Below are 13,201 nucleotides of genomic sequence, written 5' to 3'. Positions count from 1 at the left end.
CATCATGCGCGCACTGTTCCTTCAATCCGCATGCAACGCGTTGATTGAACGAGAAGATTCGTGGGGAAACCTCAGCCTCGGTCCCGGTTTCGCCTTTTTTCCGGTTTTTCTATGACGGACCAATTTCTCTCAAGAAAGCGTCAAAGGAACCGCGCGACCGTTCAAGAGATCGATTCACATCAGACATCGAAACACCGAGCTTATATCTACGCTGAACACCTTGGCCTTTCCAAGGAATCTCTTCGAGGACTCCCACGCTCAAAAGCTCACTCAAAAGCGAATCAAAAAAAATGGGTGCATGAACCTTGCCAAGACGAACCTTGATAAATGATTCATCAACATAGGTACAGCGTAAAAAGATCCTGAGAAATTTCTCCAGAACTCGAAGCCGATCGTCCTCGGGGAATAGCAACTGGCTCGCAGCAGAATCCATTCCCATATTTCCTCCCGACCTCTCAAGTAACGCAGAAATTACAGATGGGTCAAAAGACTGCTGATCCTCAGGTGTCAGTAACAGGCAGTCGATCTTGCAATTCTCAAAGGTCCAGCCACCGAAACCACCATTACTAGCACCTTCAAGCTGCTCGAATTCACACTCAATGAAACGAACCTGCTCAAAACTGGCGTTTTGAGTTGTCGTAGACTGGAAATGACAACCTTCAAAAGTAACCCTCTGCAACTTCCTTCCAGCAAGCGCTCCGGAAGAAAAAAACATATTCCTCAAAAAGACGTCTTGAGCCGGCGACGCAAGACATTCCGCCAACCGCAGCCCGAGCATTCCACAATTCTCTTTACAGAAAGAAAAACTCGACTCGAAATCATTAATTTCCTGGACACATTGTAAGGATAGCGCCAGATCCGAACCATCACGTATTAGATATTGCACAGCCTGTTCTACAGTCGCAGGGGGCACGACATTTATTGAAAGGAACGCACTCAATTCTGAGCGAACGCGTCGAGCCACGAGGTGCCCAAGCCCTTCACCGAGATAGAAGTTCTGAAAATCTTCGTGATCAAAGCAAACTGAATTTCCCTTTGCAGAGTCAGCCGAGAGCAATGAATGTTGTCTTATGCGCTCCTTGATCTGCCGAATAACTCTCGCACTCTTCTTACGACTCTCTGCAAATATTTCAACCACAACATCCAGCACGTCGTACCGCAAACAATTTACCGACAACTGCCACATTTCTAGTGCTATTTGCGATAGCAGCATATGGTGCTCAACTGTCTCCAGCAAAGGCTCCATAATCTCGCCAGAAACTCTTGCAAGCCACTTCTCTGTGGCCTCCCGTTTTACTATTGCATCGACAAATGTATGAAAATAGTCGCTTGGATTATGGCCAAGAAGTGTCAATAGGTCCGACCTATCCGAAGCTTCTGACGCGACATCAAAGAGCCTACGAACCAAAACCGCTCTCGTTAGTAGCGGATGCTCGCAGCTAAGACGTGCTGCGACCGTATCGTAAATTCCCTTAGCATCCGCGACACCGCGAAGCCTTCCGTACTCGAGAAACTGACCCTCATCCCAGCGACGCAGTTCGAGCCTTGCAAAAGACGCCGACCTATCACCGATGGCATCCAGAAGCCTCGCCTGCGTCTTGAAACTCAAATACTCGAAAAATGCCTTGCGAGCGGCGATGAATATCGTACCCGCCGAGTCCAATGTCTGGACGAGATTTCCCAGCGCTGAAACCGCTTCGCCCTTCGAACCCTCGACAAGCATTTCCTCATAGCCATCAAAAGCTGGAACTATCAGACCCATTTTTACCAAATTCAAGAAGGCGTCATAGTACCAATAGTTAAATCGCAGCTTATTTACTAGAGCAGCAATTACCGCATCATCGAACGTAAGAAACGCTCGCCCACTCAGCGGAATGGGAACAATAAGAGACGACACCTCCTTCAACTTAAACTTCTTAGCTTGCTCAAGAGCAGCTCTATTTATAACCGTGGTCTTGCCCTCACCTGCGTCCGAAGTGATGTACAAGACTGTAGTAGCGCCAGGAACGGGGTTGGATGCAGATGCACGCATAGATTCCACAACGTCCGCAACAGGTACATCGTCGATCTTTGCGGAGGAGATGTCCGCAGAAAGGTCACCTGATGGAACGACAAATGGAGAGTTGGGTGACGGCTCCGATGGAACGTTTGATAAGATTCGATCTGCTAGTTGAGGTAATTTTGCAACTCTGTTCACTAGCCATAATCTGGCATCATATCTTTGATCATCCTCATGGACGATCAGGCGCCCGTTATCTTGCGGATCAAAAGATATTGTGGCATCGATGATGTCATCCCTGAGTTGTGCCACCACTCTACCGAGCCTGATATCGACATCAGTCGGCTCATCAGCGAACGAACTCAGAACGCGTTTAAAATCAGAAATATCCATAACTAGAACCTATATTGATGTTTGCTCGTAGAAGCGAGCTGTCAGAGCATCGAGTGTGTTAATCAGGTGCGTCTGAGTTCTCCAGCCAGCTTTCGTATGGATTTGGAGCACATAACAACCCGCCCTGAGCGCCAACATCACGCCCGGCCACATGTCGGTATCGGAGGAAACGACGACAACGTTTTTGGCTCTTTCGACGAGAGAAATATAAGCGAGGTCAGCGACCATCATCGTATCGACCATTTTCTGTTCATCGCGAACCAGCACGTCTCCTAGCGAAACTGAGCAATCCAACTTTGGACAATTCCCTTTGTGATTAAGGCCGGCGAACGACTTCATACCGCAGTCTGACTGGCATTCGCAACGATTCCATGGATGTGTCCGGGATCTAAAATTGCGAAGACCACGGTCTTTAACGAAGGTCTCCGTCAACATGCGAGTCGAACCCAACGGCCTTTCAGCCAGTTCAACATTGAGACGAACCGACGTTCGATCTTCGGCACCCGCAACTGCCAAACTTGAAGGCGAGTCGCTTCGGATATTGGGAATTAGCCGCTGAGCCGCGTTCGTTAATAGGCCATTGCTACGCCATCCACCATATAAGCGCGCTGTTATTGTTTCGTAGTTTCTGGTGACTGATGCTGGGATGGATAAGGCGATTGCTCGAGCCATGGCTATTGGTCCCGACCCGATCAAAGCTCGATCAATGTTATCGAAATCCATGAGGACAGTAAGTGACATCGCGTCCCTCCGTATTGGACCGCTATTTATATAGCATGCATTATCTAATTAATCGTCGTTATGCAGCCCAACGCTAGGACAGGAATCGGGCGGCTTGTACACGGAAACGGGGTCAGGTTCACTTCCGCCTGTGTCAAACGATCAAAGCCTATAAGTCCCCGCCCTCGTCACACCCATCTTCGGCCATACCGGACACAACGCCTCCACCGCATCCATCAACTCCACCCAATCCGACAGATCACCCCTGCCTGCCTGCACGACATCCAGCACGTCGCTGTCGACCAGCGGCTCGCGGATACCTTCACGCTTTGTCGTTGGCGATTTCGGCGAATAATTCATCCAGCACCTCCTTGCAATCGAACAGCGCGAAGTACTCCTGCACTTCGGCTACTACTCAAGCCACCTTCTTGCCGCGCACCAGCCTTCCCTCATCCTGCAACCGCTGATACAACGACCCCGCACTGAAATCCAGGCCGTTCGGCCAAGCCAGTGCACCAAGCTCAATGAAGTGGCGTGCAAAGAACGCCGGATCACGCAGTGGCACCGTCATCTCCGTGTCCATTTCAACGAACCTGGAAAAATCGAACACACCCGAAGCACGGTCGGAGAAACGCAGCAACAGCTGATACCCCTCTCTTGGTTCGACCGCGATCAATTTAATCATTGTCGGCTCCCGGAATGCGGCTGAGTGGCTGCAGCGCCTGTGCGCGCATCCAATTCTGCTCCAGCTCTTCGTGATGGTCGAGGCACCACTGTTTCACCAGGGCAAGCGCACGCTTGGGCAGCTCGCCTTGCACGATGATGCCATCTTCGATGGCAACCAACGCCTCGTGCCCCTGTATTCCACGTGTACATGCGGCGGCGCGTGATCGGCGAAGTACATGCGGACATAGATACCGAAGAAGCTGGAGATGATCGGCATGGCTTACATGTTCCTGCGGTATTCGCCGCCGACCTCATACAACGCATGACTGATCTGCCCCAGCGAGTTGGTCTTCACTGCCTCAATCAATTGCTCGAACACATTCCGCCGATCGCGCGCCGTCGTCTGCAACACCTTCAAACTATCTGACGCCAACGCATTGCGCGCCTCCCCGTAGCGCTTCACGTTGTCGATCTGCTGCCCCTTCTCCTCCGGCGTGGAGCGGATCAGCTCGATCTTGGTGGCAACTTCGCCAGCGTGCTCTTTGGGCAGGAACGTATTGACCCCGATCAGCGGCAACGACCCATCGTGCTTCTTGTGCTCGTAATACATCGACTCTTCCTGGATCTTGCCGCGCTGGTACATGGTGTCCATCGCGCCGAGCACGCCGCCGCGCTCGCTGATCGCCTCGAACTCCTTGTACACGGCTTCCTCGACCAGGTCGGTGAGGGTGTCGACGACGTAGCTGCCCTGCCACGGGTTCTCGTTGAAGTTGAGGCCGAGTTCCTTGTTGATGATCATCTGGATCGCCACCGCGCGGCGCACGCTTTCCTCGGTGGGCGTGGTGATCGCTTCGTCGTAGGCGTTGGTGTGCAGGCTGTTGCAGTTGTCGAACAGCGCGTACATCGCCTGCAGCGTGGTGCGGATGTCGTTGAACTGGATTTCCTGCGCGTGCAGCGAGCGGCCCGAGGTCTGGATGTGGTACTTCATCATCTGGCTGCGGCTGCTGGCGCCGTAGCGCTCGCGCATGGCGCGGGCCCAGATGCGGCGGGCGACGCGACCGATCACGGTGTATTCCGGATCCATGCCGTTGGAGAAGAAGAAGCTGAGGTTGGGCGCGAAGTCGTCCACCTTCATGCCGCGCGCGAGGTAGTACTCGACGATGGTGAAGCCATTGCTCAGCGTGAAGGCGAGCTGGCTGATCGGGTTCGCGCCGGCCTCGGCGATGTGGTAACCGCTGATCGACACCGAGTAGAAGTTGCGCACCTTGTGGTCGACGAAGTACTGCTGGATGTCGCCCATCATGCGCAGCGCGAATTCGGTGCTGAAGATGCAGGTGTTCTGTGCCTGGTCTTCCTTCAGGATGTCGGCCTGCACGGTGCCGCGCACCTTGGTGAGCGTGTCGGCCTTGATGCGGGCATAGGTTTCGGCGTCGATCAGTTCGTCGCCGCAGACGCCGAGCAGGCCCAGGCCCAGGCCGTCGTTACCCTTGGGCAGCTCGCCGTGGTACTGCGGGCGCGGCACGTTCTTGTAGAGCTTGTCGATGTACTGCTGCGCGGCGGCCCAGCGCTTGTCGTCTTCCTTGAGGTACTTCTCGACGTTCTGGTCGATGGCGGTGTTCATGAACATCGCCAGGATCATCGGCGCGGGGCCGTTGATGGTCATGGAGACCGAGGTGCTGGGCGCGCTGAGGTCGAAGCCGGAGTACAGCTTCTTCATGTCGTCCAGGGTGGCGATGTTGACGCCGGAGTTGCCGATCTTGCCGTAGATGTCCGGGCGCGGCGCGGGGTCTTCGCCGTACAGCGTGACCGAGTCGAACGCGGTGGACAGGCGCGTGGCGGCGCCGCCCTGGCTGAGGTAGTGGAAGCGGCGGTTGGTGCGCTCGGGCGTGCCCTCGCCGGCGAACATGCGGGTGGGGTCTTCGCCGCTGCGACGGTACGGATACACGCCGCCGGTGTACGGGTAGTGGCCCGGCAGGTTCTCGCGACCGAGGAAGCTGACCAGTTCGCCCCAGTCCTTCGACTTCGGCGGCGCCACCTTGGGCACCTTCTGGTGGCTCAGCGATTCGCGATAGTTCTCGACGCGGATAACCTTGTCGCGCACCTTGTATTCGTTGACGTCGGCGGTGACGGATTGGTACAGCGCCGGCCATTCGCGCAGCTGGTGGATCGCCTCGTGGCTGAGCTCCTTGAGCGCGGCGTTGTAGCGCTGGCGCAGCAGGAGGATGGAGCGGTCGACGTGGTGCGGCGCTTCGACTGCGCCCTGCGGGCTACGCTCAGCGTGATCGGGTGAGGAGGCGTGCAAGTCGGCGCTGCCGTACAAATCCAGCGGACGCGGCAGTTTCGGATCGCCCAGCTCCTTCAGCGCTTCGTAGTAGTGCTGCGCCTTGCTGGCGAACTCGGCCTGGCGCGCGATGGCGCTGTTGATGGCGCGGCCCTGTTCGGCGATCTCGGCGAGGTAGCGCACGCGGCTGCCGGGGATCAGCACGGTGGCCCGCGGCTCCTTCAGGGTGGTGTCGAGCTGGGGTTTCCAGTCGCAAGGCACGGCAAGAGCGACCCCACCCTGCCCTCCCCTTGAAAGGGAGGGTTCAAGGTGCAGTTTCTCGCGCATCAGCCGGCACAGGTTGGTGAACATCCAGGTCACGCCCGGGTCGTTGAACTGGCTGGCGATGGTCGGGTAGACCGGCACGTCCTCGTCGGCCACCTTGAACGCGGTGTGATTGCGCTTCCACTGCTTGCGCACGTCGCGCAGCGCGTCCTCGGCGCCGCGCTTGTCGAACTTGTTGAGCACCACCAGGTCGGCGAAGTCGATCATGTCGATCTTCTCCAGCTGGCTGGCGGCACCGTAGTCGCTGGTCATCACGTAGACCGGGAAGTCGACCAGGTCGACGATCTCCGAATCGCTCTGGCCGATGCCGGCGGTCTCGACGATCACCAGGTCGTAGGGCTGGCTCTTCAGGAAGTCGATGCAGTCGTGCAGCACCACGCTGGTGGCGGCGTGCTGGCGGCGGGTGGCCATCGAGCGCATGTAGACGCGGTGGGACCTCAACGAGTTCATGCGGATACGGTCGCCCAGCAGCGCGCCGCCGGAGCGGCGGCGAGTGGGATCGACCGCGAGCACGGCGATGCGCATGGCGGGGAAGGCATGCAGGAAGCGCAGCAGCAGCTCGTCCACCACCGACGACTTGCCGGCGCCGCCGGTGCCGGTGAGGCCGAGCACCGGGGTGTGCTTGCCGGCCAGCTTCCACTGCTTGCGCTGGTGCTCGAGTTCGCCGTCGCTGAGCTTGCCTTCCTCGATCGCCGAGAGCATGTGGCCGATCGAGATCTCGTCGTCGATGTCGACCTTGGGCAGCGCGTTGGTTTCGGACTCGGCGCGCTTCGCGGCGGCGTTGCCGGCGCGCTGCATCACGTCCTCGATCATCTCGACCAGGCCGAGCTTCATGCCGTCGTTCGGATGGTAGATGCGCTCGACGCCGTAGGCCTGCAGCTCGCGGATTTCTTCCGGCGTGATGGTGCCGCCGCCGCCGCCGAACACGCGCACGTGGCCGGCGCCGCGCTCGCGCAGCATGTCGACCATGTACTTGAAGTACTCCACGTGGCCGCCCTGGTAGGACGACAGCGCGATCGCGTCGGCGTCTTCCTGCAGCGCGGCGCGCACCACGTCCTCGACCGAGCGGTTGTGGCCGAGGTGGATCACCTCCGCGCCCTGCGACTGGATGATCCGCCGCATGATGTTGATCGCCGCGTCGTGGCCGTCGAACAGGCTGGCCGCGGTGACGAAACGCAGTGGGGTGGTTTCCGTCTGCGGGGCGCTGGCGGGGACGTGCTTGGCGGGGGAACTCATGGCGACTCCGGACATCGTGTGCTTGAACCCGCCAATTCTAGTGCGATGCAGTGCACAAACGCTGGTGCGCCGCGACATACGGGCATGAATGTCCGCGCGCGGCCTTTGCGCGCCGCCTCAGGCCACGCCGTACGGCAGGTTGGGCGAACCCACCACCCGCTCGCCCACCGGCCCGCCGCGCGCGAAGGCAAGCGCGGCGTCGATCACCTCGGGCGCGTCGAGCACGCGGCGATGGCCCAGCCCCTGCGTGGTGTACAGCCGCGCACCGGGCCAGCAGCGGGCGTAGCGCTCGCCCTCGCCCCACGGTACATCCTCGTCGTCGAGATCGTGCACGATCAGCGCGGGCAGGCCCAGCGCCGGCAGGTGACGATGCACCTGCAACTGCTCGACCGAGACGCCGGTGCGTCGCAGCAGCCAGTCGTAGAAGGTCTCGCGCAGGTGTTCGCCCAGGCGCACGAGGCGGAAGTAGCGGCCGGCCGCGTCGGCCATGTCGGCGGCGGGCGCCACCAGCACCAGGCGTCGCGCATGCCAGTCCTCGTCCTGTGCCAGCGTCAGCGCGGCGCCGCCCAGCGAATGCCCCACCGCCAGCGCGGCCTCGCCGTAATGGCGGCCCACCGCACGGAGGGTGGCGGTGAATTCGGGCAGCGTGCACAACCGGCCGCTGCTGCGGCCGTGGCCGGGCTGATCGAACGTCACCACCGCGTAGCCCAGCGCGCACAGGCCTTCCACCCACGGCAGGAAGCGCAGGCCGAAGCTGGACCAGCCGTGCGCCAGCAGCGCGTAGGGCTGGCTGGCGGGATCGCCCCAGACGTAGGTGGCGATGGTCTCGCCGCCGATGCGCAGTTCGCCGCGCTGCATCGCCGTGTCGTCCGGCGCCGCCAGCGCACGGCTGCGGCTGCTGGCGAACGGCGTGGCGAACAGGCGCGCGGCGCGGTCGGCGGTGTGTTTGGGCGCCAGCCGGCCACCCAGCACGAAGCTGGCGCGCAGCGCGCCGAGGCGCAGGCGGGTGGAAACGGAAGCGGCATGCAGGGACATGGGATGCTCCTCGGATCTCAAGTGGGGTCAGGGTTGCCAGCTGCGCCACAGGCGCTCGAACGCGGCGGCGGCATGGCGCTGGGCTTCGGGGTAGCCGAACAGCCCGCCATCGTGGTGCAGGCCGAGCAGCAAGGCGTAGATCTCGAAGGCGAGCTGGCCGGCATCGGTGTCGGCACGCAGGTGGCCCTCGCCCACCGCCTGCGTGACCGCCTTTTGCAATTCACGGCGCCAGCCGGCCTGCTGCGCCACCACGGCGTCGTGCAGCGCGCCGTCGCGGCCGTCGTACTCGCTGGTGGCGGAGAGCAGCACGCAGCCGCTCTGGAAGCGCTGCGCCCAGTCGAACCAGTTCGCCACGATCGCGCGCAGGCGCGGCAGGCCGCGCGGCTGCTTCAGCGCGGGCAACAGCACGCCGGCCATGAAACGGGCCGCACCCGCCTCGAGCACGGCCAGCTGCAGTTCCTCGCGCGAGCCGAAGTGGGCGAACACGCCGCTCTTGGACATGCCCACGTCGGCTGCCAGGGTGCCGATCGACAGGCCTTCCAGCCCGTCGTTGCAGGCCAGCGCGTAGGCGTGGTCGAGGATGGTGTCGCGGGTGGCCGCGCGCTTGCCGGGATGGGTGGCGATCGTCATGGTGGCGAAAATAGCACGATCGTTCGTTCTATATCAAGCGGAAGATCACGCGGCCTAGGCAAACCCTGCGGGTATGCTTTGCCGCTGCCAGCCAAGGAGGATCCCCCGCATGAAAATCCGCAACCTGACCATCCCGCTCGCCACCGCCCTGCTGGCCGCCTGCGTCACCTCGCCGACCGGCCGCTCGCAGTTGATGATGGTGTCGGACAGCCAGATGAGCCAGATGGGCCTGAGCGCGTTCAACGACATGCGCAAGCAGGGCAAGTTCGTCGACGCGCCGCGCGAGCGCGCCTATGCCACCTGCGTGTCCAACGCGCTGATCGCGGTGCTGCCGCCGCCGTGGAACACCCAGCAGTGGGAGGTGCAGATCATCGGCGACGACACGGCCAACGCGTTCGCCCTGCCCGGCGGCCGGATCGGCGTGAACCGGGGCATGTTCAAGGTCGCCACCGACCAGGACCAGCTGGCCGTGGTGCTGGGCCACGAGCTGTCGCACGTGGTGTCGCGCCATGGCGCCGAGCGCGTATCCGACAACATGGCGGCGCAGGCGGCGGTGGCTGCCGGCACGATCTACGCCGGTTCGCGCGGCACCGACGCCGGCAACGCCGCGGCCCTGCTCGGCGTGGGCGCGGAGGTGGGCATCCTGCTGCCGTTCTCGCGCACCCAGGAGAGCGAGGCCGACACGCTGGGCCAGCGCTACATGGCGCAGGCCGGTTTCAACCCGCGCGCAGCGGTGACGCTGTGGGACAAGATGGGCGCGCAGGGCGGCAGCAAGCCGCCGGCGTTCCTGTCCACCCACCCGTCTTCCGGCAACCGTGCGCAGGCGCTGGACAAGCAGGCGCAGCAGCTGATGCCGGTGTACCAGCAGGCGCGCGCCAGCGGCCACGCGCCGAACTGCCGCCTGTGAGCGTCCGCCCGGCCCGCGGCCCGTCGTTTCCGGTCCTGCCTGCCGCATGCCGCGGCGCAGACGGAGACCTCCATGAGAAATACCCTGCTCCCCAAGCTGGCCCTGTTCGCCGGGATCGGCCTGACCTTGGTCGGCATGGCCTATGCGCCACCTGCCGCGGCGCAGGTTTCCGTGGGCGTGGCCGTGCGCGTCGGGCCGCCGCCGCCGCGCTTCGAGCGCATGCCGCCGCCGCGACGCGGCTACGTCTGGGCACCCGGCTACTGGCGCTGGGACGGGCATCGCCACCTCTGGGCCGGCGGGCATTGGGTACGCGTCCATCGTGGTTATCGCTACGTGCCGGCGCGTTGGGTCCACGGCCGCGACGGCTGGCGCTTCCGTGACGGCTACTGGCGCCGCTGAGCGGATCGCGCCGCCGCCGGCCGTGCGCCATGCGCCTGCGGCTTGCTGCGCCGCGTCACGACCGCCCGGGGCGACGTACTAAACTTGACGCTTTGATTCATCGCCCCGGCTCCCGTCGGGGCGATGAGTTTCAGGCGTTTTCATCACCCTCCGGCGGATTCCCGCGGCCTTTTCCGCCACCCTCTGTAGATGCCCACCGGCACCGTAAATCATGGAGTCACCGTTCCAATGATCTTTGAAACCATCGCCAACACGGGTCACGAAGAAGTCGTCTTCTGCCACAACAAGGACGCCGGCCTGAAGGCCATCATCGCGATCCACAACACGGTGCTGGGCCCTGCGCTCGGCGGTCTGCGCATGTGGCCGTACAAGACCGAGCAGGAGGCGGTGAACGACGTGCTGCGCCTGTCGCGCGGCATGACGTTCAAGAACGCCGTGGCCGGCCTGAACCTGGGCGGCGGCAAGGCAGTGATCATCGGCGATCCGAGCAAGGACAAGTCCGAGGCGCTGTTCCGCGCGTTCGGCCGCTTCGTCAACTCGTTGAACGGCCGCTACATCACAGCCGAGGACGTCGGCATCGACGTCAACGACATGGAATACGTGTTCCGCGAGACCGAGTACGTCACCGGCGTGCACCAGGTGCACGGCGGCTCGGGCGACCCGTCGCCGTTCACCGCCTACGGCTCGCTGCAGGGCCTGATGGCCGCGCTGCAGTTCAAGCACGGCAACGAGGACGTGGGCAAGTACAGCTACGCCGTGCAGGGCTGCGGCCACGTCGGCGGCGAGTTCATCAAGCTGCTGCGCGAACAGGGCGCCAAGGTGTTCGTCACCGACATCAACAAGGAAGCGGTGCAGCGCTGCGTGGACGAGCTGGGCTGCGAGGCGGTGGGCCTGGACGAGATCTACGACGTCGACGCCGACGTGTACTCGCCGTGCGCACTGGGCGGCACGCTGAACGAGCAGACCATCGACCGCATCAAGGCGAAGATCATCTGCGGCCCGGCCAACAACCAGCTGGCCACCGACGCGATCGGCGACGAGCTGAACCGCCGCGGCGTGCTGTACGCGCCGGACTACGCGGTGAACGCCGGCGGCGTGATGAACGTGTCGCTGGAGATCGACGGCTACAACCGCGAGCGCGCGATGCGCATGATGCGCACGATCTACTACAACCTGGGCCGCATCTTCGAGATCTCCAAGACCGAGAACATCCCGACCTACAAGGCGGCCGACCGCCTGGCCGAGGAGCGCATCAGCGCGATCGGCAAGCTGAAGCTGTCGCACATGGGCAACGGCGGCACCCGCTTCCAGGGCCGCATGCGCGGCCAGTAAGCGACGCGCCAGCCCACGGAAAGCCGCCAGTCCATCGGCGGCTTTTCTTTTGCCAGGCGTTCGCCGCAGGCCGGCAGCCGTAGGCTAAAATCGTCACCCTGCACACCCAAGGAGTCCGCGATGCGCCCGTTCCCGCTCGGAGAAGACATCGACCTGCTGCGCGAGTCCGTGCATGCGTTCGCGGAAAAGGAGATCGCCCCGCGCGCCGACCGCATCGACCGCGACAACCTGTTCCCCGCCGACCTGTGGCGCAAGTTCGGCGAGATGGGCCTGCTCGGCGTGACCATTCCGGCCGAATACGGCGGCTCCGGGATGGGCTTCCTGGCGCACATGGTGGCGATGGAGGAGATCTCGCGCGCGTCCGGCTCGGTCGGCCTGTCCTACGGCGCGCACTCCAACCTGTGCCTCAACAACATCCACCACAACGGCAACGAGGCGCAGCGCCGGAAATACCTGCCGAAGCTGTGCAGCGGCGAGCACGTCGGCGCGCTAGCGATGAGCGAGCCGGGCGCCGGTTCCGACGTGGTCGGCTCGATGAGGTGCAAAGCCGAGCTGCGCGGCGACGTGTGGGTCGCCAACGGCAATAAGATGTGGATCACCAACGGCCCCGACGCCGACGTGCTGCTGGTCTACATGCGCACCGCGCCGCGCACCGCCGGCAGCCGCTGCATGACCGCGTTCATCGTCGAGAAGGGCATGAAGGGTTTCAGCACGGCGCAGAAGCTGGACAAGCTCGGCATGCGCGGCTCGAACACCTGCGAGCTGGTGTTCGACAACTGCGAAATCCCGGCCGAGAACATTGTCGGCGAGGTGAACGAGGGCGTGCGCGTGCTGATGAACGGGCTGGACACCGAACGGCTGGTGCTGTCCGGCGGGCCGATCGGCCTGATGCAGGCGGCGCTCGACATCACGCTGCCCTACGTGCGCGAGCGCAAGCAGTTCAACGCGCCGATCGGCACGTTCGAGATCATGCAGGCCAAGGTCGCCGACATGTACACCGCGCTGCAGAGTTCGCGCGGCTTCGCCTACATGGTGGCGCAGCAGTTCGATGCCGGGGTGAAGTCGCGCATCGACCCGGCCGCCTGCCTGCTCAACGCCTCGGTCAACGCGGTGCAGGTGGCGCTGGAGGCGATCCAGTCGCTGGGCGGCAACGGCTACATCAACGAATTCCCCGCCGGTCGGCTGCTGCGCGACGCCAAGCTGTACGAGATCGGCGCCGGCACCAACGAGATCCGCCGCATGCTGATCGGCCGCGAGCTGTTCCACGGCAAGGCCTGAC

At 62.4% G+C, this 13,201-nt stretch carries 13 protein-coding genes; 4 read left to right on the top strand and 9 right to left on the bottom strand.

The annotated features are described in order from the left end of the window. Positions 1–109 precede the first annotated feature (109 nt). From RHOFW104R8_RS17205 to RHOFW104R8_RS01495, 9 genes are all read right to left on the bottom strand, one after another. Positions 110–2,392 carry a hypothetical protein gene (locus RHOFW104R8_RS17205; RefSeq protein WP_153021732.1) on the bottom strand — a complete coding sequence of 761 codons (2,283 nt, stop codon included), beginning with the start codon at positions 2,390–2,392 and terminating at the stop codon, positions 110–112. A 9-nt stretch (positions 2,393–2,401) separates the two neighbouring features. Next, on the bottom strand, positions 2,402–2,731 hold the full coding sequence (locus tag RHOFW104R8_RS01520; protein ID WP_153021733.1) for an NYN domain-containing protein: 330 nt from the start codon (positions 2,729–2,731) through the stop codon (positions 2,402–2,404). 543 nt (positions 2,732–3,274) lie between these two features. Continuing rightward, positions 3,275–3,472 (bottom strand): hypothetical protein, encoded by a 198-nt coding sequence (locus RHOFW104R8_RS16820; protein WP_082823479.1) that lies wholly within the window; start codon positions 3,470–3,472, stop codon positions 3,275–3,277. A gap of 55 nt (positions 3,473–3,527) precedes the next feature. Beyond that, on the bottom strand, positions 3,528–3,797 hold the full coding sequence (locus RHOFW104R8_RS01515) for a DUF2442 domain-containing protein (protein ID WP_068095652.1): 270 nt from the start codon (positions 3,795–3,797) through the stop codon (positions 3,528–3,530). After that, positions 3,790–3,957, bottom strand: coding sequence for a DUF4160 domain-containing protein (locus RHOFW104R8_RS01510; protein ID WP_235604215.1), 168 nt, complete (start codon positions 3,955–3,957; stop codon positions 3,790–3,792). The genes RHOFW104R8_RS01515 and RHOFW104R8_RS01510 overlap by 8 nt, the downstream gene beginning before the upstream one ends. Then, positions 3,891–4,055, bottom strand: coding sequence for a DUF4160 domain-containing protein (locus RHOFW104R8_RS18020; RefSeq protein ID WP_369487266.1), 165 nt, complete (start codon positions 4,053–4,055; stop codon positions 3,891–3,893). The genes RHOFW104R8_RS01510 and RHOFW104R8_RS18020 overlap by 67 nt, the downstream gene beginning before the upstream one ends. Before the next feature lie 3 nt (positions 4,056–4,058). Next, on the bottom strand, positions 4,059–7,619 hold the full coding sequence (locus RHOFW104R8_RS01505; protein ID WP_068095653.1) for a methylmalonyl-CoA mutase family protein: 3,561 nt from the start codon (positions 7,617–7,619) through the stop codon (positions 4,059–4,061). Between the two features lie 117 nt (positions 7,620–7,736). Then, complete coding sequence (locus RHOFW104R8_RS01500; RefSeq protein ID WP_068095655.1) at positions 7,737–8,654, bottom strand: alpha/beta hydrolase; 918 nt, start codon at positions 8,652–8,654, stop codon at positions 7,737–7,739. A 27-nt stretch (positions 8,655–8,681) separates the two neighbouring features. Continuing rightward, the gene (locus tag RHOFW104R8_RS01495; RefSeq protein ID WP_068095657.1) at positions 8,682–9,284 is read right to left on the bottom strand and encodes a TetR/AcrR family transcriptional regulator; all 603 of its coding nucleotides are present in this window, start codon (positions 9,282–9,284) and stop codon (positions 8,682–8,684) included. A gap of 109 nt (positions 9,285–9,393) precedes the next feature. On the opposite strand from RHOFW104R8_RS01495, the gene RHOFW104R8_RS01490 reads away from it, so the two are divergent. The 4 genes from RHOFW104R8_RS01490 (at position 9,394) to RHOFW104R8_RS01475 (ending at position 13,200) form a co-directional block, all read left to right on the top strand. Next, positions 9,394–10,191 (top strand): M48 family metallopeptidase, encoded by a 798-nt coding sequence (locus RHOFW104R8_RS01490; protein WP_068095659.1) that lies wholly within the window; start codon positions 9,394–9,396, stop codon positions 10,189–10,191. Positions 10,192–10,263: 72 nt separating this feature from the next. Continuing rightward, positions 10,264–10,590 (top strand): YXWGXW repeat-containing protein, encoded by a 327-nt coding sequence (locus tag RHOFW104R8_RS01485; RefSeq protein WP_068095660.1) that lies wholly within the window; start codon positions 10,264–10,266, stop codon positions 10,588–10,590. A gap of 228 nt (positions 10,591–10,818) precedes the next feature. After that, positions 10,819–11,922 (top strand): Glu/Leu/Phe/Val dehydrogenase dimerization domain-containing protein, encoded by a 1,104-nt coding sequence (locus RHOFW104R8_RS01480; RefSeq protein WP_068095661.1) that lies wholly within the window; start codon positions 10,819–10,821, stop codon positions 11,920–11,922. Between the two features lie 120 nt (positions 11,923–12,042). Continuing rightward, the gene (locus tag RHOFW104R8_RS01475) at positions 12,043–13,200 is read left to right on the top strand and encodes an isovaleryl-CoA dehydrogenase (protein WP_068095662.1); all 1,158 of its coding nucleotides are present in this window, start codon (positions 12,043–12,045) and stop codon (positions 13,198–13,200) included. The last annotated feature ends 1 nt before the right edge of the window (position 13,201 follow it).

Origin of the sequence: Rhodanobacter sp. FW104-R8 (assembly GCF_001617365.1) — a bacterium.
Taxonomy (GTDB): Bacteria; Pseudomonadota; Gammaproteobacteria; order Xanthomonadales; family Rhodanobacteraceae; genus Rhodanobacter.
Note: the sequence above shows the minus strand (reverse complement) of the source record. Positions and strands in the feature narration are given on the sequence as shown.

Bases quoted from the DNA above. Each gene is read 5' to 3' on its own strand.
- RHOFW104R8_RS17205 (WP_153021732.1), bottom strand. From the start codon at position 2,392: ATGGATATTTCTGATTTTAAACGCGTTCTGAGTTCGTTCGCTGATGAG.
- RHOFW104R8_RS01520 (WP_153021733.1), bottom strand. From the start codon at position 2,731: ATGAAGTCGTTCGCCGGCCTTAATCACAAAGGGAATTGTCCAAAGTTG.
- RHOFW104R8_RS16820 (WP_082823479.1), bottom strand. From the start codon at position 3,472: ATGAATTATTCGCCGAAATCGCCAACGACAAAGCGTGAAGGTATCCGC.
- RHOFW104R8_RS01515 (WP_068095652.1), bottom strand. From the start codon at position 3,797: ATGATTAAATTGATCGCGGTCGAACCAAGAGAGGGGTATCAGCTGTTG.
- RHOFW104R8_RS18020 (WP_369487266.1), bottom strand. From the start codon at position 4,055: ATGCCGATCATCTCCAGCTTCTTCGGTATCTATGTCCGCATGTACTTC.
- RHOFW104R8_RS01505 (WP_068095653.1), bottom strand. From the start codon at position 7,619: ATGAGTTCCCCCGCCAAGCACGTCCCCGCCAGCGCCCCGCAGACGGAA.
- RHOFW104R8_RS01500 (WP_068095655.1), bottom strand. From the start codon at position 8,654: ATGTCCCTGCATGCCGCTTCCGTTTCCACCCGCCTGCGCCTCGGCGCG.
- RHOFW104R8_RS01495 (WP_068095657.1), bottom strand. From the start codon at position 9,284: ATGACGATCGCCACCCATCCCGGCAAGCGCGCGGCCACCCGCGACACC.
- RHOFW104R8_RS01490 (WP_068095659.1), top strand. From the start codon at position 9,394: ATGAAAATCCGCAACCTGACCATCCCGCTCGCCACCGCCCTGCTGGCC.
- RHOFW104R8_RS01485 (WP_068095660.1), top strand. From the start codon at position 10,264: ATGAGAAATACCCTGCTCCCCAAGCTGGCCCTGTTCGCCGGGATCGGC.
- RHOFW104R8_RS01480 (WP_068095661.1), top strand. From the start codon at position 10,819: ATGATCTTTGAAACCATCGCCAACACGGGTCACGAAGAAGTCGTCTTC.
- RHOFW104R8_RS01475 (WP_068095662.1), top strand. From the start codon at position 12,043: ATGCGCCCGTTCCCGCTCGGAGAAGACATCGACCTGCTGCGCGAGTCC.